Below are 22,334 nucleotides of genomic sequence, written 5' to 3'. Positions count from 1 at the left end.
AACATGATACTAGAAGTCGCCATCTTGGATGTGAAGCCAGATATGGAGAAAGATTTCGAGCAAAACTTTGCAAAAGCTCAGGCCATCATCTCAAGTATGAAAGGCTATGTTTCACACCAGTTGCAACGTTGTATTGAGAATCCGGGGCGCTATATCTTGTTAGTGAACTGGCAAACATTGGAAGACCATGAAATCGGGTTCAGGCAATCTGCTGAGTACCAGGAATGGAAAGCACTTTTACATCATTTTTATGATCCATTCCCGACCGTAGAACACTATGAGAGTGTGTTCGATTAAGGTTTTCTAAAAGGAGAAACAACAGGTTATGAGAACGATAGGTAATATAATTTGGTTTTTGCTGGGCGGAGTTGTCATGGGCCTGATGTGGTGGTTCTTCGGCCTGCTAGCTTTTATCAGTATCGTTGGTATCCCTTGGGGGCGGGCCTGTTTTGTGATGGGCAATTTTTCCTTCTTCCCGTTTGGTCAGGAAGCGATTGCCCGAGATGAGCTGACCAATGAAATGGATATTGGCACTAGCCCATTGGGCCTAGTCGGCAACGTCATTTGGTTTGTGTTTGCAGGTATCTGGTTAGCGATAGGTCATATCCTGTCAGCAGTGGCATGCTTTGTGACCATCATTGGTATTCCATTTGCTATTCAGCACCTTAAACTGGCGTACATCTCGCTAGCTCCGATTGGTAAAACTGTGGTGCCGAAAGAGCAAGCGGCGATGGCTAGGTATTGTAAATAATGAAAGCCCCAATTGGGGCTTTTCTGCTTTCAGTCAAAGATTAAGTGACGCCCGCCTATATTATAAGCGTTAGTGAGCTCCTCGCTCAGTTGTCTAATAAAAGAGATGGCTTAACCCGACAGTTTGGACCTGTATGACATTGACCCGATATAAATGTCATTTATAGTAGTGCGCTAAATTAGCTACTTAGAAAAAAGAATAACCCCTTAATGCTGCGCTGGATAACAAAAATAAAAACCTTCCTCTGCGCGTCAAGTTTGATCGTATCTACAATCAGCTATGCGAATCCCCAGGCTGTAGAACTGGAGCTCTACACTCAGGAATTTCCGCCCCTACAGGTGGAAGTAGATGGTGTGGCTGAAGGTTATGTGGTCAAGTTTGTCGAAGCTGTTGTACAAGACGCTGCTCGAACCTTTCCAATGCAAGTTCATCAGATTCATTTCACGCCTTGGAAACGAGCAATGCGAATCACACAAAATCGTAAGAACGCCTTGCTGTTTTCCATATCGCGTACGCCAGTCAGAGAAGACAAATTTCATTGGATTGGTGAGGTCTCACCCTACGAAGTCGGGATCTACCGCCATGTTAATGGGCCAAGATTAGAAACGGATCAACTGCAGGCGCTCAAAGGCTTTCGTTTTGGTGCACAAACTGAGGGGTCGTTTGAAGAGTTGATTCAGTCTCTGGGTTTTGAGCGGATTATCCCAGTCAACTACGGTAAGGATGCGATTCGCTTGCTGCGTGCGAATCGGGTCGACTACGCGCCTTTGGTGACGGTCAGCTACCCCTATCGGATGGAACAATACGGCTTTGAGCCTGAAAATTTTGTTGAAGTGATGAAGGTAAAGCCATTGTGCAAAGCATTGTGGTTAGTTACGGGCAAGCAAACGTCTCCGGAGATAGTTCATGCTTTAACTCAAAGCTTTGATACGTTGAAAAAACAAGGCAAGCTCGCAGCTTTGATTGACGCTTATCAACCGGATAGCGCTGTGATGCTTCGTTATCGAAAACAGGTGGCTAAGCAATAATAATGGGCCTGATGGCAGGCCCAAATGGAGTTACAGTTCTTCGCCATAGATGTCAAAAGAGAAATATTTTTTCGCAATCTTGTCATACGTACCGTTGGCGCGAATAGCGACAATCGCTTTATTGAATTTCTCAGTCAGTGCTTTGTCACTCTGGCGTAATGCCAATGCTGTCCCTTCGCCTATGTAGGCTTTGTCGGTCACAGGATTGCCGACAAACTTGAACCCCTGTCCAATCTCTTTGGCTAGAAATGCTAACGCTAGCTGATCAGAATTACCAAAAGTCAGATCCAAGCGGCCGTTTACCATGTCAATGTAGACTTCATCCTGACCGGTATAGCGTTTGATCTCTGCGACGTCGCCGAATTTGTCCGTTACATAACGATCGTGAATTGTACCCCCTTGAACACCAATGACTTTGTCTTTCATCCCTTGCGCTGAAATGTCGACTTTAGCGTCCATCGCTGTGACAAAACGAGCCGGAGTTTGGTAATACTTGTTGGTAAACAATACACGCTTTTTGCGCTCTTCGGTGATACGCATTGAAGCCATGATGACATCCGACTTTCGTGCCAACAGGCTTGGGATGAGTGAATCCCAGTTCTGAGCGACCCAGGTACAATCGAGTTTGGCTTCAGCACACAGTGCATCGGCAATTTCGATATCGAATCCAGTTGGGTTACCGCTTTGATCTTTGTAGTTAAACGGCGGGTAAGTGAAGTCGGATGCCAGACGTACTTGCTTTGCAAAAGTAGGCGTAGACAGAAGAGCTGCAGTACAAGCAATGACACTAAGCACTTTTTTCATGTTCGAAATCCTTATCTTCGTTTTTCATGGATACTGGGTCAGCGAAGTGGCCAATGATGGTAGCGACTTCCTGCATAGATTCTTGTGAGCCAATCGTGATTCTCACGCAGTGATTCAGGCTCGGTTCGTGTGATTGGTTGCGGGTGACGATTCCAGCGTTAAGCAAATAGTTGAACAGATCGATATCCGGTCGGGTGCGAATCAGCACGAAGTTGGTGGAAGAAGGGTAGATCTGCTCAATCCAACCTAATGACTGGATCTGGTCAACGAACCAACGTTTAGTGGCGATCAACTTCTGGGTACTTTGTGTCACTTTGGCCAACCCTTCTTGGCTCAGTGCGTTTAACACGATTTCGGCTGAACTGTCTGGCATTGGGTACGGGGGGACCATTTTATATAGGTAGTCCATCACGGATGTATCAGCGATAATGAAGCCACATCGGACAGCAGCAAGGCCAAAGGCTTTAGAGAGAGTACGAACAACGACCAGATTTGGGTATTGCTCGATTAAGCTGATAACGCTTTCTTCAAGTTCAAAATCAATGTATGCCTCGTCCACGACAATCAGTGCTTGATCTTGTGTTTGTTCGAGCACAGACAGTACATCTTGTCGACTCAGCATCTGGCCTGTCGGGTTATTGGGTGAACAAAGAAACACCAAGTTTGCCGACTCCGCCGCTTTTACAACACCGTCTACATCCAGAGCAAAATCCGGCGCAAGCAAAGGGATGTCGATGGTTTCAACGGCAAGTGAATCAGCACAAAATTCATACATCGCATACGTAGGGCTACAGATAGCGATGCGACTTTTTCCCGGTTGGCAGAAAGTGCGCACGAGAAGATCAATCGCTTCATCAGCGCCTCTCACTGCGAGAACGGGCTGTTGGGTGTGGCAGTAATCCTGATAAGCGCAAGCGATGTCCTGAGGCAAAAAGTCAGGATAACGATGGTAAGCATTTTGTTGGTCGCTGAAATGCAGTGGTTGCTCTAACTCGTTGGCGTTTAGCCACAACCGACCAGACCCTCCAATGCGTCGTGCAGATTGATAAGGTATTAATTTTTTTATGTTATCTGGTGCGATCTTGTCTGCCAGTGACGTCATTTCAATATCCCTTTACTGCATAATAAATCAATAATAAAACGAATTAATAAGTAGAATTTCTTATTCGATAAAAACATAGTCAAAAATCCATTTGAGTAGAATCGAAATAAAGGCATACTAGCTATGCAAAAAACGCATAGCTAGTAGGGTGGTAATGATGCGCTTACCTTCGACGAAAAACTTACAGGCATTCTTAGCAACTGCTGAATACCTTAACCTGACCCATGCCGCTGAGTCGCTCAACATGACGCAAGGTGCGGTCAGCAGGCAGATTCAGTCTCTCGAATCTTTGATGGGAGTGAACTTGTTTTATCGCCGTGCTCGAGGACTCGCCTTGACGCCTGAAGGGAGTATGTTCATGCCACTCGCACAAGATATTATCAAGCGCTTACAACGCTCAGTCAGAGAAGTGTCTGAAAGTGCCAACCGTGTAAAGCTATTAGCACCCAGCTGTATTACCACCTGGTTACTGGCGCGCTTAGCCAATTTTCAGCAGACCAGCCCTGATGTGAATGTCGAACTGACTTCAACTACTAAGCACCAGTTTCATCCAGATTTTGACAGTTTTGATATGGTGATCGTTTATGGTAAGCCAGTGCGAAGTAAACAGGTTTCCCAAACCCTGTTGTTTGATGAAATTCTAGCGCCCATTTGTTCACCTCAGTTGTGGTCACAGTGCGTCGAGCGGAATGAACCCTTACAAGACGTTTTGGTCAATCGCTTTACTTGGTTACATGCAAACCCTGAGCAGTCTGACTGGATGCTGTGGTGCAACAGTTGTGACGAATCTACACTTAAAGGGAAAGGGAATCAGACGTTTGCTACGTTAGATCAGGCCATGAATGCCGCTCAACAGGGTTTTGGGATGGCCGTGGGAGATGTCACCTTGGCGGAGCAGGACATTAGGTCAAATCGCTTGCTCTGCCCGTTTGATAAACGTATCCGATCTGGCAATAGTTACTTTCTGCTTTCAGCCAATCAAGAGCCGAATGAATCGGTCAAAGCGTTATCTGACTGGCTGGAACAACAATAAGGTAAATGATGGAAATTTGTTTATTAGGGACATCATCAGGTACACCAACCAAAGCAAGAAACGTCTCTGCTACGGCTGTGATGGAAAGTGTAGGCAAAGGCTGGTTTCTGGTTGATTGTGGTGAAGCCACCCAACACCAGTTGCTGCATACGCCCTTGTCGCTCAATTACCTCAAGGCGATTTTCATTACTCACTTACATGGTGACCATTGCTTTGGTTTGCCGGGCTTACTTGCCAGCGCTGGAATGAATCGTCGTTCAGATCCTTTAATCATTATTGCGCCGAAAGGGATCCGAGAATGGCTTGAAGCGACAATGCAATTTACTAAGCTTCACTTGCCTTACGAGCTTCAGTTTGTCTCTGCTGAATCTTTGCCCTCAATGACGATAGGCCAATTCACTATTTCGTTGTGTGAATTAGAGCATCGTGTGCCTTCTTTCGCCTATTGTTTTACCGAAAGTACGGTAAAAGCTTATCTAAATTTTGACAAGCTGGCACAGCAAGGTGTACCACAAGGCCCGTTATGGGGGCAGTTAGTCAAAGGGCAAAATGTCGAACATCAAGGCAAAACGCTGATCAGCGAAGAGTTCACTTATTTGGAGCATGGGCCAAGAAAGCTTGTTATCGCTGGTGATAATGCCGAGCCTGAGCTGCTCAAGCACTTATGTGAAGAATGCCATTTGCTGGTTCATGAGTCGACTTATGCCGAAGCTTTTGCCAAACAGGCGAAAGCGTTTGGCCACAGCTACGGAAAGTTGGTTGCGGAGTTTGCCGAAGTCGCTGGTATCCCTAACTTGATTCTTACCCATTTCAGCCCACGTTATCAGCGACACCCTCAAGCAGAGTTGTCAGTCGAGATTATTCGCTCAGAGGCTGAGCAGGTATACTCTGGCAACTTATTCCTTGCACAAGACTTACTACGCTATCGAATCGACAAACAGGGTAAAGTGACGTTAGTCGAGCCACCTATTTCATCACCACCTGATTGAAGTCTATCCAACCGTTAGCAAGCAGTGCAGGTGCTGTCACGGTGTCTGAGATATTGAGATTCTGTTCTACATGAAAGAGTGGTTGATAAATGCCTTGTTTGATTAAGTTTTTCTCAATCTTTTCAAACTGTTTGAGCCTCGTGGCTAGTTTGGGTTTTGCCATATATAGTTGTTAGCTTTGGTGAGCAAGCGGTATTCGTTACATGCTTTATACTTCAGTTGCTGGTCGCGATAATATTGGTATTAATCCGAGTTCGATTTATTCAGTAATCATCACTATTGAACGGCTTTATATTTTTAAATTTGTCATAAAATATAAGGGTATAAATATTACTTTTCTCATTTTTTAAATTTAAAATATCTGAAAAATGACTATGAATGACTTTTTCTTCATTGTAATGAACTATGTTTTTTATAAATCACTGTTTCTATTGATTATTATAAATATAGTTAGTTTTATCTATAGGGAGATTTGTATAATACAAATCTCCCTATAGTTTCTATCAATTAATAGGTTTTATACTTGACACTAACTGATTTTGTTTGAAATAAATTGGTTTAATTTATGATTGATAAAATAAATACTGTTGATATTGTGCACTTGTTTGGTTTATTAAATAATTGTTAAAAATGGTTTGTATTAATTTAAATTGTTAATGTTATGTTTATCTCCGGCATTTATAAAATGCCACGATAAGGAGAATCATAATGAAAATAGCCAAGCATTTTTTGGCAGTAGCCGTAGCGAGTGCGATGTCACTATCTGCACATGCCGGTGAGTCAGTTTATTTAAGCAAACCAATCAACTTTACATCATTTTCCGGGCTGAACTCTCAGCTTGGTGTAGACAATGCCTCCAGCTTCAAAATGGTAAAAGAAGTCAACCTGAAGAAGCGTGGTATCTACAAAGTCAAAGTCCAGCAAAATATCTGGGGAGTGCCTGTTTGGGGTCACTACCTAAATGCAACGCAAAGTGCCAAAGGTGGTGCCCTAAAAGCCGTTCAGGGTAAATACGTTAAGATGGCCGGCGTTGATCGTAAGTTCGTAAAACCTTCTCTCAACCGTGCACAAGCACTAGAGCTGGCGAGCAAAGATCTTAAAGCTGGTGTTGCAGCGAGTCCATCTTTAGCGAACGCCAAAGACGACCTTTACGTATATCAAGACGGTGATAAAACTCGTTTGATTTATGTGATTTCTTACCTAATCGAAGGCAAAGCTCATCCGTCGCGTCCGTTTACCATGTTGGATGCCCACAGCGGTGAAATTATTGAACGTTGGGAGGGGATTGCCCACGCCCAAATTGGTACTGGCCCTGGTGGTAACGAGAAAACAGGCCAGTATGAGTACGGTACTGATTACCACTACCTTGATGTGACGGAAAACGGCACTGAGTGTGTAATGGAATCCGATAACGTTGTCACCGTGGATCTGAACGGTGCGACATCAGGCTCTACGCCTTATTCCTATGAATGTCCGCGTAATGCGCACAAAGAAATCAATGGTGCTTTTTCACCGCTGAACGACGCACATTACTTCGGTAACGTTGTATTCGACATGTATAAAGACTGGTTTGATACGGCACCGTTGACGTTCAAACTGATGATGCGTGTTCACTATGGAAACGGTTACGAAAACGCTTTCTGGGATGGCCAGGCAATGACCTTCGGTGACGGTGAAAGTTACTTCTACCCTCTAGTGAGTTTGGATGTATCCGCGCACGAAGTCAGCCACGGTTTTACTGAGCAAAACTCAGGTCTTATTTATGCAAATCAGTCTGGTGGTATGAATGAAGCCTTCTCAGATATCGCTGGTGAAGCCGCTGAATACTACATGAAAGGGACTAACGACTGGATGGTCGGTCGTGACATCTTTAAAGCAGACGGTGCATTGCGTTACATGGATGATCCTTCACGTGACGGCTCTTCTATCAATCACGCTTCTGACTACTACGATGGTCTTAACGTTCACTACAGTTCTGGCGTATTCAATAAAGCCTTCTACCACATCGCGACCACACAGGGTTGGGATACCAAGAAAGCATTTGAATTGTTTGTTCTGGCCAACCAGATCTACTGGGCAGAAGACAGTGATTTCTGGCAAGGCGCCTGTGGTGTGAAAAACGCTGCAAATGACCTAGGCTACAACTCTGAAGATGTTGTGGCGGCATTTGGTCTGGTTGGTGTTGAGCCATGTGCTGAGCCACCTTTGCCACCTGAGCCAGAGTATCAACGTCTCGAAAACGCTCAAGCAGTGACGGTTGCTGGTGGTACAGGCTCGAAAACTTACTTCGATATAGAAGTGCCAGAAGGTAAAGATAAGCTAACGGTAGAACTTGGCGTGTCAACTGGCGACCCAGATATCTACGTTGGTCTTGACTACGCACCGAGCTCTCAGGAAAACATCTGTAAGAGTGAGTCGGTGACTGATGAAATCTGTGTCATCGAAAACCCAACGGCTGGCCGTTATACCGTCAATGTATTTGGCTACTCTGAATATGCAGATGCAAGCCTTAAAGCATCGTTTGATTCCGGTAGCACTAACGTTCCACCAGTAGCTTCATTCAACCACGTTGTCACGGGCAAGAAAGTTGACCTAACCAGCACGAGCAGTGATAGCGATGGCGAGATTGTTTCTTACCAGTGGAATCTTGGTGACGGTAACTCTCAGTCAGGTGCTGTGGTTAGCCACACTTACGCAGCAGCTGGTGATTACGTTGTGACTCTGACGGTAACAGACAATGCTGGTTCTGCGACGTCGACTAATAAGACCATCACAATTGAAGATACGGCAACAGACGCGTTCCCACTTAAACTGCAATTTGGTAACAAGCAGCCTAATGGTAAGGCCCGCGTTAAGCTAGCTTGGGAATACCTAACAGACGATTACTTTGTTGTGAAACGCAATGGCAAAGTGGTGGGTGCAACTGAATTTACCTCTTACGTCGACAAGTTCCGTCACAACGGCACGATTGATGTTGAGTACCAGGTATGTACCTCAGGTGACGTTTGTTCTGAAACGAAGCGTTACCGCTTCATCAAAGCCAACTAGTCCATTCTAAAAACGACGGGGCTCCTTATATGGGGCCCTGCTTTTTATCAAGCCTAAAGAATTTATAAGGAACTCAGTTCTGCTATGAAAAAGACATTACTAGCTTTAGCTCTATTTGGGAGCGCTTCCGCCTTTGCTGCTTCAGATGTCAACGTACTGAAAGATGGAGAAGTGTGGATTACCACAGATGCAGATGCGCAACATTTGGTTACGCAGCACGGGGCAGCGGTAGTCAGCGGCTTTGCAGCGAATCCAAATGCTGTTGTCGCCAAAATTAATGAGAAGCAGTTGGCGGCGCTTTCCAGTCATATGCACGAAGCAAAACACCGTTGTGGTGGTTACATGGTGCATGCAGACAAGGCAAGCGCAATGAAAGCAGCGGGTATGCCACTGTCGATGAGTACGTTTGAGAAGCCGGTGATCAGCCACCACGATACGGTCGAGTCGTTGATTGCGCAGGTTGAACCAAACAACATGGTTACTACCATTGAAAACCTAACCAGCTTTACTAACCGTTTTTATACCACCTCTACGGGTATTGCTGCTTCGAACTGGTTGCTAGAGCGCTGGCAAGAAGAGATTAAGGATGTACCTTATGCCTCAGCTCAGCAAATCTCACACAGTGATTACCCACAGAAATCGGTTGAAGTAACTTTAGTCGGTGCCAAGCACCCAGACGAGATCGTTGTGGTGGGTGGTCACCTAGATTCAACAGTTGGGTCATGGACAACCGAAGGTACAATATCACCGGGAGCCGATGATGACGCTTCGGGTATAGCGACGGTGACGGAAGCACTTCGCCTGATGATCGCCAGCGGTATCCAGCCAGATCGCACCATCAAGTTCTACGGCTATGCTGCAGAAGAAGTGGGCTTGCGAGGTTCTCAAGACATCGCTCAAACGCTGAAAGGCGAGCAGGCTAATGTTGTCTCTGCCTTGCAACTGGATATGACCAACTACAACGGTTCGGCTCATGATATTACTTTCATCAACGATTACACCGACGCGAATTTAACGCAATTCCTCAGTGAACTGATTGACACCTACGCGAGTGAAATTACTTATGATTTTGACCGCTGTGGCTACGCCTGTTCTGACCACGCTTCATGGCATAACGCTGGTTACCCGTCAGCAATGCCGTTTGAAACCATGTTCAATGATTACAACCCGCATATCCACACTGAACACGACACGCTGGAGAATTCCGATCCAACTGCAAGCCATGCGAGTAAATTTGCTAAGTTAGCGATCGCCTACTTGGTTGAAACCAGTTTGGATGATGTTGAGTCGCCAGTGAAGGAGCTGGAAAACGGTACGCCAGTGGAGAATCTGACGTCTGGTTATTTTGATGAACAGTTCTTCGTTTTCCGCACCACAGAGCCAGGTGAGGTGACGATTTCTATTACAGGGCCACGCAGTGGTGATGCAGATTTATATGTGACCTACGAAGGTTCGGTTTCGAAAACAGAATATGACTGTCGTCCATTCCAGAATGGCAGCAATGAACAGTGTGTATTCAATAAACCAGCCGGTGAGTTCAACATTATGATTCGTGGTTACCGTAACTTTGATGAAGTAGATATTGTGGCTAGCTTTAGCCCAGAAAATGCACAGGATCAGAAGCAATAACAGAAAGAAGTCCACCAAATGGTGGACTTTTTTGATGATGAGTCGTCACTGAATTTTGGTTTAGGGCAAACCAATAGGATATCTGGCGACCGACATTCGTCACTTTTCCCTACCTATATACTGGTGCAAAGAATCCTGAATAAGTGTGTTCAAGGGCTCGTGATCGCTAGCTTCGAAGTAGATATCTTTCTGGTGAGTTACCCTCGCCAAGCATTGGGTGACTGATGAGATGCAATACCGACCAGTGGAAAGGTATCTATAAGTTCTAACGAGAAGAGGCTGAGAGCTGAACTAGGAGACACTGGAGATAGGTTTTACTTTAAAGAGCTTAACGCTCGAAACCTAGCTCATGTCATCGAAAATTAATTTTTCTAATTCACTATTATGAGTCGTGGTCATAAATTTTCTGTATGAATCCTTGTGTTTTTCGGACAGATTATTCTGCCAAACTCTATTTTTGCAGTGGTCTGATGAGATATTGAGTAGTAGCACAAGTATTTCCCACAATAATTGTGATGGCTCTTTTTAAATTGAAAATGCGTCTTTTTTGATCATTTCCCTTAATTTTTTTATGGGTATGATGCGTGTGCGCTTTGTTGCATTGGAGAGGTATATGAATTCTATAACAAAAAGAAACCAAGATATTACTAAGGTGCTCGATAAGCCCTTCACCATCAATGTTGACGGAAAAACCATTCCGGCTGTTGAAGGTGAGAGTGTACTCAGTGCTTTGTTAGCTTCAAACATTCGTCAGTTAATGAAGAATGATTATGGCGCTGAATCAGGCGCATACTGCGGAATGGGAGTGTGCCATTGTTGCTTGCTGCACATTGATGGTCGTCACAAGCAAAGAGCTTGTCAGACGATCGTGAAGCCAGATATGAAGGTGGAAACTAGCCGCAATTTGGTGATGGAACAAGGGGGGGAGATATGACTAATAAAGTCGTGATTGTAGGAGGTGGGCCGGCAGGTATGTCGGCGGCAACCGAACTGGCACGCTTTGGTATTCATACCACCGTCATTGACGAAGCACCGAAAGCTGGAGGGGTTATCTATCGTGGGCCGTGGCGCAAAACAGCGGACATGCCCCACTTAGATGAAAAACTCACCAAGGCGATGGATAAGCTTCAAGAAGATTACCAGAGTAACGCGTCTTCTATCGATTTAAGAACTCAGACAAGAGTACTTGGGCCTTTAGGAGAAAACAGCTTGTTGCTGACGCATGATCACAAGCTTTCTCGCATTGACTATGACCACCTGATATTGGCCACTGGGTGTCAGGAAAGAAGTATCCCTTTTCCGGGATGGCAGCTTCCTGGAGTGATGCTACTAGGCGCTATACAGCTTCAAATCAAGAGTGGTTTAGTTCGTCCTGGGAAGAAGGTCGTGATCGCGGGCAGTGGACCACTGTTGGTGCTCGTCGCTTGTCAGTTACACAAAGCTGGTTGTCAGGTTGAAGCGATTTATGAAGCGGCAAAGTTTTCGTCAATAGCCAAGGAAACATTTGCAATGCTCAATCGCCCTCAGCAAGCGTTAGACGGGCTATCAATGATGTGGTACCTAAAGCAACACAATATCCCTCTCCATTACGGTTGGGGACTTGTAAAAGCAGAAGGCACCGACCAACTCAATGAAGTCACTGTTGCTCCTTATGATAACAACTGGTTCCCAGATCACTCTCAGGCTGTGACTCATGTTGTTGATACTTTAGGTGTGGGCTATGGCTTTGCTGCTCGCTCACAATTAGCCCAGCTCATCGGTCTTAACATAGAGTATGACCACATGAGCGGGGCGATCCCCGCCGTTGATAAATGGCAAAAGAGCAGCCAGGAAAACATTTTCTGCGCTGGTGATAGCGCTAAAATTGCAGGTGCAGACGCTGCCATGCTTGAAGGCAAGATTGCCGCAAAAGCCATTGCTTGTGAAATGGGAAAACTGGGCAGTGCGGATGCAGAGCAATACATAGTTGAGATACGATGTAAGTTATCTCGTCTCTATCGTTTTCGTCAGGCATTCGACAATGCGGGTTTCCGTGAGTTAGGCCTACTTTCTCTACCAGAAGAAGATACGGTGATATGTCGCTGTGAACAGGTTAAGAAAAAAGCGATAGATGAGGCGATAGCTCAAGGCTGCCGCGATATTGTGACTCTAAAAATGCGTACCCGCGTAACTATGGGTGACTGTCAGGGCAAAACCTGCGCTCACTATTGCTACGACAGATTGAAGAAAGAAGGGTTCAGTCAGGAACAAGGCTTAGTACGTCCTAGATTCCCACTTGATCCAATCCCATTTGCAGCGCTGGAGGAAGAATAATGAAAGCGTATGATGTAGTCATTTGTGGTGGCGGTGTTATTGGTGCGTCCATTGCTTATTTCCTTAGCCGACAGAAAGATCTAAAGATTGCCGTCGTTGACTTCAAATATCCAGGGAATGCGTCTCGAGCATCGGCAGGTGGGCTGTGGGCGATGGGCGAATCGACTGGACTTGGTTGTGGTGTCATCCTTTTTAAGACGTTGTCGAAACAAATGCAGGAGTCTGGGGTTAGCGAAGCGCCGGAAATGAATCCTCATATAATGCCAAAACCTTTTTTTGATATGGCGATGATGTCGAACGCTATGTATCCCGCTCTATACGAAGAGTTAGTTGAAAACCACGGTGTTGACTTCAAGTTTGAACGCACTGGGCTTAAGTTTTTGCTGTTCGATAAGTACGATCGTATGTACGCTGAGCAAATCGCAGCAGCAGTACCGGATCGTCATGATCACGTCCGCTGGGTAACTCAAGATGAGCTGCACGCTGAAGAGCCGAATGTTTCCAAGGAAGCCATTGGGGCGATGGAGTTTGACTGTGACCATCAAATTAATCCGTATCGTCTTAATGAAGCGTATTTAGAAGCCGCACGCCAAAATGGGGCTGAGCTGTATCTGAATACCAAAGTGACAGGCATTGAAAGACAAGGCAATCGAGTTACTGCGGTAAAAACCGAGCAGGGTGTGTTGCCGTGTAAAATGATGGTTAATGCTGCAGGTGCTTGGGCAGAGACCATTAGTCAGTGGGCAACCGGTTATAAATTACCCGTGTTCCCGGTGAAAGGACAAGTGATCATCACAGAGAAACTGCCTAAGCTACTGAATGGTTGTCTGACAACCAGTGACTGTTACATCGCGCAAAAAGACAATGGTGAAATCTTGATTGGTTCAACGACTGAAGAGCGCGGGTTTGATACCAGTAACGACATTAAGTACATCAAGCAGTTAGGTCAAGGTGCGATGAAATCCATACCAGCGCTAAAAGATATGAACATCAAGCGTTGTTGGGCGGGCTTGCGTCCGGGGTCTCCAGATGAGCTACCGATTATTGGCCCTGTTCCGGGTGTTGAGGGCTACCTCAATGCATGCGGACATTTCCGCACGGGTATGTTGACGTCAGCGATCACTGGGCGAATTCTTGATGAGCTTGTGAGAAGTTTGCCGACTTGCGTTGATATCTCGCCTTTTTCTTACCAACGCTTCCTAAATAGCGAAGGGGAAATGATTGGCAAATACCAACTGGATCACGCGTTGTAAACACGCTCGCGTGTAATTAGAGCTGAGCCAGCAACCAAGCTGGCTCAGCTTCTGGTTAAGGGCGTCCCTTACTACGCTTATTCAGTAGTCAGTTCGTCAGTAGATATCAAAATCCAGCCTTCTTCACATTCACAGTCAAGCCTAAATCAAGACAAGGTTTGTCGTTCAACACTTCATTCAATTAGTGATGATGTTCCATCTGGCAGTCAAATTTCACCCAGCCGTGTTGCCTTTCTTCGTAAACAGAAAAGCTTGGGGTATGAAAATCTTGTTCTTGAAAAATACCAACAGGTATAACAATAAAATTTCGGGCTGCACTGAGTTTGAGTGACATTGTCGTACTGCATCTAGGACAAAACGAATAGGTGACTTCATTACCTGAATCACTGATGCGAGTGTATTCGACAAGATCTCCGCTGAAAGAAACTTGCTCTTGCTTGAATCTAGCTTGAACTCCGAAAACGCTCCCCGTTCGCTTTTGGCATTCAAAGCAGTGACACACTGACGTTCTCACTGGCTCACCTCGGCAAACCAGATTGACCTGCCCACAACTGCAATCGGCCATACGTATTTTCTGCTCGTGTTCCATTTTATCTCCTTGTCCTTGCTGCTAACATGATGCCACTGTGTTCATGTATTTGATAAGACATACTACAAGATGAAAAAGCGCCTTTTACCTATTCCTCTGATTCTTTTGATTCCGATCTTCTTATTAATAGTAGTCACAATCGCTGGCCTCTACCGATTCAGCCTTTCTGATGAGGAGATCATGGCAAAGTTTCCTAATCAAATGGCGAGCAGTGATGCTGTGATGAAGTCTGTTTTTGGTCTTTCGACTATGAATCCTTGGACGGTGAAAGTACCTGAAAGCCAAGCTTATACGTTTATGGAAGAGCTAAACCCAACGACAGGGCTAGCAAGTGGCACTTATGAAGACGGTGAAGAACGTGGTGTCGTTACTGTTGATACCAGTAAGTTGCTCCAGGTTACCCCGACTATTTATACCTCGATTATGACTGTCTCAAACCAAGGCTCTGGCGTGTTCTACTATTTGGTAACGTTTCACTATGATGAGTTTAGAAAACGCATGATTTCAAAAGAAGCTCAATTCCTAGGGGACCGGATCATCGTAGATTTGCTAGAAAAACAGCAGCACAATATAGTTGTAAGAGTTAAACAACGTGATGCTGATCAATCAATGTCACAAGAGCCTGTCATTTCAACGACTATACTTTTCAAGTTGAATGGGCAGGATAGTCTAGAACGTGTCGAGTAATCAGTGTTCAATACGGTATTGTGCATAGGGTACAGATTGCTTATTCTTTAGCCTAACAAGTGATGAGATGGATTTGTTTTTGTCGTTAATGGAGTTAAACATGATCAATAAGCGATTCTTTAAAACCAAAGATGAAGTAGAAGTGACGTTCGAACTTTCAGAAGAGCAGGTCGGGCAGTCTGTCGCTATCGTAGCCGATTTTTTGGACTGGCAGCCAACACAGATGAAAAAAGGCGCTAAATCAAAATCATATAAATTCAAAACACGTTTACCGAAAGACCGCCAATTCGAATTTCGCTACTTAGTGGATAATGAGAAGTGGATTAATGACCCCAATGCAGATCAATATCAGCCTAATGGTTTTGGTTCAGATAACGGATTGGTTTCAACTTATCAGTAATCTGAATGCATGTGAAAGTGGGTGATTACTATCATTCATAAGTCATACTGATACAGGCGCGTTTGCGCCTTTTTTGATCCAAACATGACATTCCATAGGTGACAAGCTAGGCATAAATTCGTAACATCAGGCCTTTCTTAAAATCAAGTAATAAGGTCAAATTGTGCAATCCAAAAGATTGGCGTCTCGCTTTCGAGAACTCTCCAAGTCGAGAAAAATGATGCTTTTGAGCCTTCCTGTTGTTGCTGCATTGGTTTTATCTGCAACAAACAAAAGCAACCATTATCAGCGCACTATTGATCTTTCGCTGCCTGAATCCAGCATTGTGAATGACTTGTTTACTGACATTCAAGTGGTTCATGACATGCCAAATTACGAGTACGTAATTCAGAAAGGCGACAATCTAAGTTCCATTTTCAGTAAGCTGGGCTTTGGTTACAGCGAACTGATGAAGATTATGGAAACGGATCTTAACTATCTTGCGCTGGATACTTTAAAGCCGGGAAATACTCTCAGGTTTTGGCGAGATACTGAAACGAAGAACTTAGCGAAAATGGAGCTAGAGTTCAGCATCGTCGAACGCGCCGTTTATAAGCGCCACGATGATGGTAGTTATACGTTTGAGGATGTGAAGATCCCCGGCACATGGAAAGAACAGGCGCTGGTGGGAGAAATCGCAGGCAGCTTCTCTCAATCTCTGCACCGTTTGGGGCTGGGAAGTAGTGAGAACGAGCAGATTGTGTCGCTACTCAAAGATAAGCTGAATTTTGCTCGTGATCTTCGTGCTGGTGATGTGTTTGAAGTGGTTTTGTCGAAACAATACGTTGGCGAACAACAGACGGGTAATAAAGAGCTTCAAGCAGTGAAAATCTATAACCGTGGCAAAGAAGTGACGGCTTATCTGCACTCTGATGGTCAGTATTACGACAAAAATGGAAATAGCCTGCAACGCGCATTCCAACGTAAGCCCATTAATGCGAACTACAGGCTGAGCTCTAACTTTAACCCGACACGGAAACATCCAGTCACTGGACGAATAGCCCCGCACAATGGTACTGACTGGGCTGCTCCAACAGGAACGCCGATTGTATCAACGGGTGATGGTGTCGTTGTGATGACGCGTAAACACCCCTATGCGGGTAACTATGTTGTGATTCAGCATGGTAGCCGCTACAAAACGCGTTATCTGCATTTGAGTAAAATTCTCGTTCGAAAAGGGCAGAAAGTATCACGTGGTGAAAGAATTGGTTTGTCCGGTGCAACGGGTCGAGTGACTGGCCCTCATATTCACTATGAATTGATTGACCGTGGCAGGCCTGTTAATGCCATGACGGCTAACATACCAATGGCGAGTTCTGTTCCGAAAAGTGAAATGACCGCATTTAAGGTACGTCGAGATGAACTTGACGCGATGCTGCGACAACAAGAGATTCAACTTGCCAAACAAAGTGAGCCTGAAACCACAGGCTAACCGCAAAAATATCTAAACAAAAAGCTCCTTCGGGAGCTTTTTTTGTCTGTGATACACACAAAGGCTGCATTACATAAATGTCATCATATTGCATTGAAAAGGTGATCAAGTCGAAACAAATGTAAATCGCTAATCAATAAAATTCACAAATTGATTTCCATCAAAAGAGTAAGGTCTTTGTGTGTTAACTTGCAGGCCACAATAAATAAGATTCCCTCAATCATTAATTAAAAGAAAGCCCTACGTAAGGAAATCAACAATGAATAAAACAGTATGTGGTTTGGCAGTCGTTGCTGCCCTTGTTTCCGTTAATGTTCTAGCTCACCAAGAAGGTGATTTTATTGTCCGCGCAGGTATCGCAACCGTAGCACCAAACGACAGCAGTGGTGATGTACTAAATAACGCAGGTTCTGAGTTCGGTGTAGATTCCAACACTCAGCTTGGCCTGACTTTTGGTTATATGCTGACTGACAACATCAGTCTGGAAGTACTTGCGGCGACCCCTTTCTCGCACAAAATTTCAACTAACCTTAATAACTTAGGCGACATTGCTGAGACAAAACATCTGCCGCCAACCTTTATGGTTCAGTATTACTTCGGTGACGCGAGTAGTGACATTCGTCCGTATGTTGGTGCAGGTATCAACTACACGGTTTTCTTTGATGAAGAGCTAAATGGTACGGGGACTGGTGCGGGTTTGAGCGATCTTTCGTTAGATGACTCTTGGGGCCTAGCTGCAAACCTTGGTGTGGACTACATGCTTAACGAAGACTGGTTCCTGAACGCTTCTGTTTGGTATGCCGACATCGATACAACAGCGACTTACAAAGCTGGCTCTACTGAGTACTCAACAGACGTACAAATCGACCCATGGGTATTTATGATTGGTGGCGGTTACAAGTTCTAATGACTGGTTCGACATAATAAGTCGGATGGATTAAGTAAAGCCGGTGACGTGAGTCACTGGCTTTTTAGTCGTGTTTATCTGCCTTCAAACCACTCATTGGGGACTTTGACGGCTACAACCCGGCTTTGACAGCAAAGTGTGTTACCAGAAAACAGTTCGCATTGGAGCTCTATTTTGTTGTCTTTCGCGTCAATGATAGAAGCGATAAGCTGAACGTCATCGTCTATGGGAACCGGTCTGAGGAATTTGACATCCAAACTTCCGGTTGCAAACCAAATCATCTCTCCTGCTCCTATTTCTCTGCCTTGCATTTCATAGCCTTTCGCTATGGCGGTGCAGACACAGTGGCAATCAATGATGGTTGAGATGATCCCACCATTGAGGAAATGCAAAGGCCCAGCACTGTGATGAGCAGAAGGAGTAAAAGTACAGACAGATTCATTGTCTCCATTCCAGTAGCTTTTGATTTGTAGCCCCATCGCATTTTCGGCTCCACAGCCAAAACAATGGTTATTGGGGATCTGTTCCTGAAAGGCGTTATTCTGCTCCATACCTGCTCCTGAGACGTTAGTGTTTTTAGATTTCAAAGAGTTATACACAGTGTAGTTAAGCAGGAGATGACCAGACTTCAAGCTTATCTAGCAATTCTGTGAAGGCTTGCTCAATGCTTTTTCCTGCGGTATCAATCCTGATGACGTCATCAGGCCATGGTTCAAAGCGTTACCATACCTAAAATCACTTAAAGCTTGTTAGCCAGCTTCTTAATGTAATCTTTTGCCAAGGTAGTGTCATCACGACTCAACCATTTGATGCAATCGAATAACTCCCAAATAAGCCCTTGATCGCCGCTAGTATAAGCCGGGAAGTCTTTATGCTTGGGTGCCGGCGCATCAGTAAGGCGGGAGGTGACGATATCTGATTTATCAAATAATACCTTGAAAGGTTTTGAGAGCATGAAAGGCTCTTCAAGATCGAGGCAATGAATTTCAGCGCTGGTCATATCATTGAAGATATATTTTTTAAAAAAAGCACGGTCATTGTGGAAGCCATCGAGACAATAAAAAATGTCTTTGTTATTTTCAAAGGCTTGGTAAGCTCGTTCAGATCTCCGATGGAAACCGTTGGTCGTGAAGACAACAACATCGGCATCAGAAACCCTGTCGCCTGTCTCAGCGGCCAAGGAGCCCAACAATACTGCAGCAAGCACGTCTTCGTCGTCGATAAAAGCGTCAACGACCGAATCGACTAGAGCTTGCTGAAGTGGTAGGTTGGATAAATTGAGGTTTGGTACAGGCTGTCTATGAGGCATATCTCTTACCTATTGGTGATGACAAATAGCCAAAATAATTGAATCTTGGTTCGATTACCACATGTCATAGATAGGCAATCTCATTAGTGTTAAAAAATTTCATTATCTACATTAAATTACCCTTTATTTACATTGGTTTTTTAACGATTCAACAGTATGAGTCAGCATCGAATATTAATTTTTATTGACCATTTTGATATTAAATTTAGACAATTTTTGAACTGATGTTTTTAAATGAATTTATATATTAAGATTATGAATTAAAAGGATAATTAAATAGATATCGTGCGTTATATAAATGTTAATATTATTAATAGAATTTATCTCAAATTTTGAGCGATAAATATCTCGCTTAGTGAGATCTTAAACTCATTTAATTGATTTTGTGAATGATCTTGATTGAGTTGCATTTTATCTTTTGAACGCTTTGTAAGCGTATAATTAAATAGGATGTAACAGAATGATAAACGGATATAAGCTTTCCGCACTTGCTGTCGCTATGATGGCTTCAGCGTCGGTTTCAGTCAGCGTTAGTGCTGAAACAGTTCCAACAAACTCACCTTTCATCAAAGATGTGAAAGGCAACATTGTTGAAGATTACTCGCCTAAGCCAGTACAACCTTTCGCCTTGTTCTCAATGCGTATGATGAGCAACCCATCAGCCGATCGTGGAGACTGGTTCAATGCTTCAGCAAATTATTCCAGCCTTCAAGGTGTGGGTGCCGACTATGTTTATGAGTCATTGCTTCCACCATTAAAGCCACAACCTGTTATTGTTGCGGTTCTTGACTCTGGTGTTGATATTGACCACGAAGATCTTAAAAACAAACTTTGGACCAATGAAGACGAAATTCCAGGTAATGGTATCGATGATGATGGTAATGGCTACATCGATGACGTTCACGGTTGGAACTTCCTTGGTAACTCTTTAGGTGTCAATGTTGATCAAGACACGCTAGAAGTGACTCGTGAGTACAAAAAATACCTCAAGTTAAAAGAGGGTAATCACTGGATTCCGCGCAAAAAACGCGAATACTACAAGGGCGTGGAAGCGGACTATCTAGAATCAGTTGAGTACAACCAGACTTCTCTTAATCAAGTGACGGAAGCAACTGAGCAAGCGAATCAGTACAAAGATAAGATCAGTCAATTAACCGATCACAAAGACTTTACGGTAGACGGTCTACAAGTCTTGCTTGACCACTCAAATACTGAAGTCGTTGAAGCCGCTAAAGGGTTACTTGGCGTATTTGAATCTTGGTATTCTTTTGATTACCTAGAATCACGCAGAAGTCGTTATCAAGAGTCTCTAGATTATCACTACAACCTAGAGCTTGATACACGTCGTGACATCGTGATGGATAACATCAATAACCCTTGGGAGAAAGGGTATGGCAACAATGATGTGAAAGGCCCTGTTGGCGCTCATGGTACTCACGTAGCTGGTATTATTGCTGCTGAACGTCGCAATGGCATTGGTATCGATGGCCTTGCTGATCATGCGCAAATCATGGCAGTTCGTATGGTACCAAATGGTGACGAAAGAGATAAAGATATTGCTAACGCGGTTCGCTACGCTGTCGACAATGGTGCCAAGATCATCAACATGAGTTTTGGTAAGAGCTACTCGCCACGTAAGTACATCGTAGACCACGCATTCCGTTACGCAGCGCGTAAAGGTGTACTGATTGTACACTCTGCAGGTAACAGTCGTAACGACAACGATATTAAGCCTAGTTTCCCGAACCGTTTTGCTAAGCACTCTTGGTCTAAGCCAATCTCAACATGGATGGACATCGGTGCATCGGCGAAATATGCGGATGATTCATTGGTTGCGAGCTTCAGTAACTTTGGTCAAGAGACGGTTGATGTCTTTGCCCCAGGTTACCGTGTTCTGTCTTCAACTCCAGACAACAACTACGCTGCGTACAGCGGCACGAGTATGGCAGCGCCAGTCGTTTCTGGTGTCGCTGCTATGGTATGGTCACACTATCCAGACCTGTCTGCGGTTGAGCTTAAAGAGCTGCTGAAGAGTAAGGCGCGCACTTACCCAGAATTATTGGTTAAGAAGCCTTCTACTCCTGAAGAACTTGTCCCGTTCAGCACACTGTCAATCTCTGGTGGTGTTGTTGATGCGGAAGCGATTTTTGAAGAGTTAGAAAGTCGCAAATAACTTAATGTAAAAATGCTAAGGGCTACAGTGGTAGCCCTTTTTTATTGCTTCATTACGGATCAACTATTTTCCAAGTCGATGACTTTACAGCGAATAGGTAATATAGACATTGCTGCTCCTGTGGACAGGCTACGGGCAAAATCTATCGCTTTTGCTAGGTCTTGAGGTTGTATTTTTAGTTCGTTTTCGATTCGCCCATCATTGGTCATATCGGTATCGACAACGCTTGGGCATAAGCAACACACTTGAACATTGTGCGGTAGTAGTTCCTGATAGAGGGACTGGCTATAGCTTACCAATGCTGACTTAGTGGCTGAGTAAGCCGCAATTTTTGGTACCGGAGATAGCCCAGCAGTCGATCCTAGATTGTAAATTTCTCCAAACCCCTGATGTTTCATTCTTGCTGCCACGGCATTGCACACTGCGATAGTGGAAAGTAAGTTGACGTTGATTAACTCAGATAACTGTTCAAATGTCAGATCTATATGGCCTGCTTTCAGCACGCCCGCACTGTTTACTAAAACATCAATTGTTTCTAGCTGATTGAGGATCCCCTCAAAAGAATTTACAGCGATTTCGGGTTGCGCAAAATCTAGATGGTGAGTTTTTATGCTGAGATGAGGATACTGGTCCTTCAAATCATCAAACAAACGGTTGAGGTTGGCTTCTTGCTTGGCAATCAGCACTAAGTTGTAGCCTTGGTTAGCAAAGTAGTGAGATAGCGCTTTGCCAATCCCCCGACTAGCACCTGTGATTAAAGCCGTTTTGGTCATTGAATGTTGTCCTTTTGAGTTTATGCATACTCTACAGCGATTCTCATTGTGGCGTAAGCGATGTCTCAGAGGTCG

At 44.5% G+C, this 22,334-nt stretch carries 23 protein-coding genes; 16 read left to right on the top strand and 7 right to left on the bottom strand.

What is annotated here, in order from left to right; all coding sequences use genetic code 11:
- The first annotated feature begins 3 nt into the window (after positions 1-3).
- The 3 genes from OH455_RS08540 to OH455_RS08530 all read left to right on the top strand — a co-directional run bounded on the left by OH455_RS08540 (position 4) and on the right by OH455_RS08530 (position 1,779).
- Complete coding sequence (locus OH455_RS08540; RefSeq protein WP_045974882.1) at positions 4-297, top strand: antibiotic biosynthesis monooxygenase family protein; 294 nt, start codon at positions 4-6, stop codon at positions 295-297.
- A 28-nt stretch (positions 298-325) separates the two neighbouring features.
- Positions 326-751: a YccF domain-containing protein gene (locus tag OH455_RS08535; protein WP_269981077.1), complete on the top strand. Its 426-nt coding sequence runs from the start codon at positions 326-328 to the stop codon at positions 749-751.
- A gap of 257 nt (positions 752-1,008) precedes the next feature.
- Positions 1,009-1,779, top strand: a complete 771-nt coding sequence (locus tag OH455_RS08530) for a substrate-binding periplasmic protein (RefSeq protein WP_269981076.1) — start codon at positions 1,009-1,011, stop codon at positions 1,777-1,779.
- Between the two features lie 30 nt (positions 1,780-1,809).
- On the opposite strand, the gene OH455_RS08525 is transcribed toward OH455_RS08530, so the two are convergent.
- On the bottom strand, positions 1,810-2,583 hold the full coding sequence (locus OH455_RS08525) for an ABC transporter substrate-binding protein (protein ID WP_206373947.1): 774 nt from the start codon (positions 2,581-2,583) through the stop codon (positions 1,810-1,812).
- On the bottom strand, positions 2,567-3,685 hold the full coding sequence (gene hisC, locus OH455_RS08520) for a histidinol-phosphate transaminase (protein ID WP_269981075.1): 1,119 nt from the start codon (positions 3,683-3,685) through the stop codon (positions 2,567-2,569). Before hisC ends, OH455_RS08525 begins: the two co-directional genes overlap by 17 nt.
- Positions 3,686-3,842: 157 nt before the next feature.
- Here hisC and OH455_RS08515 point away from each other — a divergent pair, with 157 nt between their 5' ends.
- Positions 3,843-4,718 (top strand): LysR family transcriptional regulator, encoded by an 876-nt coding sequence (locus OH455_RS08515; protein ID WP_269981170.1) that lies wholly within the window; start codon positions 3,843-3,845, stop codon positions 4,716-4,718.
- Between the two features lie 8 nt (positions 4,719-4,726).
- A complete protein-coding gene (locus tag OH455_RS08510; RefSeq protein WP_269981074.1) occupies positions 4,727-5,707 on the top strand; it encodes a ribonuclease Z in 981 nt (326 codons plus the stop codon).
- On the opposite strand, the gene OH455_RS08505 is transcribed toward OH455_RS08510, so the two are convergent.
- The gene (locus tag OH455_RS08505; protein ID WP_269981073.1) at positions 5,685-5,870 is read right to left on the bottom strand and encodes a hypothetical protein; all 186 of its coding nucleotides are present in this window, start codon (positions 5,868-5,870) and stop codon (positions 5,685-5,687) included. The two genes, OH455_RS08510 and OH455_RS08505, sit on opposite strands and share 23 nt — an antisense overlap.
- A 545-nt stretch (positions 5,871-6,415) precedes the next feature.
- On the opposite strand from OH455_RS08505, the gene OH455_RS08500 reads away from it, so the two are divergent.
- The 6 genes from OH455_RS08500 (at position 6,416) to OH455_RS08475 (ending at position 13,950) form a co-directional block, all read left to right on the top strand.
- A complete protein-coding gene (locus OH455_RS08500) occupies positions 6,416-8,755 on the top strand; it encodes a M4 family metallopeptidase (protein ID WP_269981072.1) in 2,340 nt (779 codons plus the stop codon).
- Positions 8,756-8,839: 84 nt separating this feature from the next.
- A complete protein-coding gene (locus OH455_RS08495; RefSeq protein WP_045974874.1) occupies positions 8,840-10,384 on the top strand; it encodes a M28 family metallopeptidase in 1,545 nt (514 codons plus the stop codon).
- An 18-nt stretch (positions 10,385-10,402) separates the two neighbouring features.
- Entirely contained in the window at positions 10,403-10,609 is a 207-nt protein-coding gene (locus OH455_RS08490) for a hypothetical protein (RefSeq protein ID WP_269981071.1), read from the top strand.
- A 388-nt stretch (positions 10,610-10,997) separates the two neighbouring features.
- Entirely contained in the window at positions 10,998-11,318 is a 321-nt protein-coding gene (locus OH455_RS08485; RefSeq protein ID WP_045974873.1) for a (2Fe-2S)-binding protein, read from the top strand.
- Positions 11,315-12,697 carry an FAD/NAD(P)-dependent oxidoreductase gene (locus OH455_RS08480; protein WP_269981070.1) on the top strand — a complete coding sequence of 461 codons (1,383 nt, stop codon included), beginning with the start codon at positions 11,315-11,317 and terminating at the stop codon, positions 12,695-12,697. The genes OH455_RS08485 and OH455_RS08480 overlap by 4 nt, the downstream gene beginning before the upstream one ends.
- Complete coding sequence (locus OH455_RS08475) at positions 12,697-13,950, top strand: NAD(P)/FAD-dependent oxidoreductase (RefSeq protein ID WP_045974871.1); 1,254 nt, start codon at positions 12,697-12,699, stop codon at positions 13,948-13,950. Before OH455_RS08480 ends, OH455_RS08475 begins: the two co-directional genes overlap by 1 nt.
- A gap of 181 nt (positions 13,951-14,131) precedes the next feature.
- Here the strand turns inward: OH455_RS08475 and OH455_RS08470 are convergent, their stop codons facing one another.
- Positions 14,132-14,539, bottom strand: a complete 408-nt coding sequence (locus OH455_RS08470) for a GFA family protein (protein ID WP_269981069.1) — start codon at positions 14,537-14,539, stop codon at positions 14,132-14,134.
- Between the two features lie 69 nt (positions 14,540-14,608).
- On the opposite strand from OH455_RS08470, the gene OH455_RS08465 reads away from it, so the two are divergent.
- From OH455_RS08465 to ompW, 4 genes are all read left to right on the top strand, one after another.
- Entirely contained in the window at positions 14,609-15,226 is a 618-nt protein-coding gene (locus OH455_RS08465) for a hypothetical protein (protein ID WP_443088592.1), read from the top strand.
- A 100-nt stretch (positions 15,227-15,326) separates the two neighbouring features.
- Positions 15,327-15,626, top strand: coding sequence for an isoamylase early set domain-containing protein (locus OH455_RS08460; protein WP_269981067.1), 300 nt, complete (start codon positions 15,327-15,329; stop codon positions 15,624-15,626).
- Between the two features lie 217 nt (positions 15,627-15,843).
- Positions 15,844-17,097: a peptidoglycan DD-metalloendopeptidase family protein gene (locus OH455_RS08455; protein WP_269981066.1), complete on the top strand. Its 1,254-nt coding sequence runs from the start codon at positions 15,844-15,846 to the stop codon at positions 17,095-17,097.
- A gap of 259 nt (positions 17,098-17,356) precedes the next feature.
- Entirely contained in the window at positions 17,357-18,004 is a 648-nt protein-coding gene (gene ompW, locus OH455_RS08450) for an outer membrane protein OmpW (protein ID WP_269981065.1), read from the top strand.
- Between the two features lie 74 nt (positions 18,005-18,078).
- On the opposite strand, the gene OH455_RS08445 is transcribed toward ompW, so the two are convergent.
- The gene (locus OH455_RS08445) at positions 18,079-18,555 is read right to left on the bottom strand and encodes a PaaI family thioesterase (protein WP_045974865.1); all 477 of its coding nucleotides are present in this window, start codon (positions 18,553-18,555) and stop codon (positions 18,079-18,081) included.
- Positions 18,556-18,743: 188 nt separating this feature from the next.
- Positions 18,744-19,313, bottom strand: a complete 570-nt coding sequence (locus OH455_RS08440; protein WP_269981064.1) for a hypothetical protein — start codon at positions 19,311-19,313, stop codon at positions 18,744-18,746.
- Positions 19,314-19,773: 460 nt separating this feature from the next.
- Here OH455_RS08440 and OH455_RS08435 point away from each other — a divergent pair, with 460 nt between their 5' ends.
- On the top strand, positions 19,774-21,486 hold the full coding sequence (locus OH455_RS08435) for a S8 family peptidase (RefSeq protein WP_269981063.1): 1,713 nt from the start codon (positions 19,774-19,776) through the stop codon (positions 21,484-21,486).
- Positions 21,487-21,545: 59 nt separating this feature from the next.
- Here OH455_RS08435 and OH455_RS08430 read toward each other — a convergent pair whose 3' ends face one another.
- Positions 21,546-22,259 (bottom strand): SDR family NAD(P)-dependent oxidoreductase, encoded by a 714-nt coding sequence (locus tag OH455_RS08430; protein ID WP_269981062.1) that lies wholly within the window; start codon positions 22,257-22,259, stop codon positions 21,546-21,548.
- Between the last annotated feature and the right edge of the window lie 75 nt (positions 22,260-22,334).

Source organism: Vibrio sp. T11.5 (genome assembly GCF_027587155.1).
In the GTDB taxonomy this organism is placed as follows: domain Bacteria; phylum Pseudomonadota; class Gammaproteobacteria; order Enterobacterales; family Vibrionaceae; genus Vibrio; species Vibrio neptunius.
This window is presented reverse-complemented; position numbering and strand designations above follow the sequence as displayed.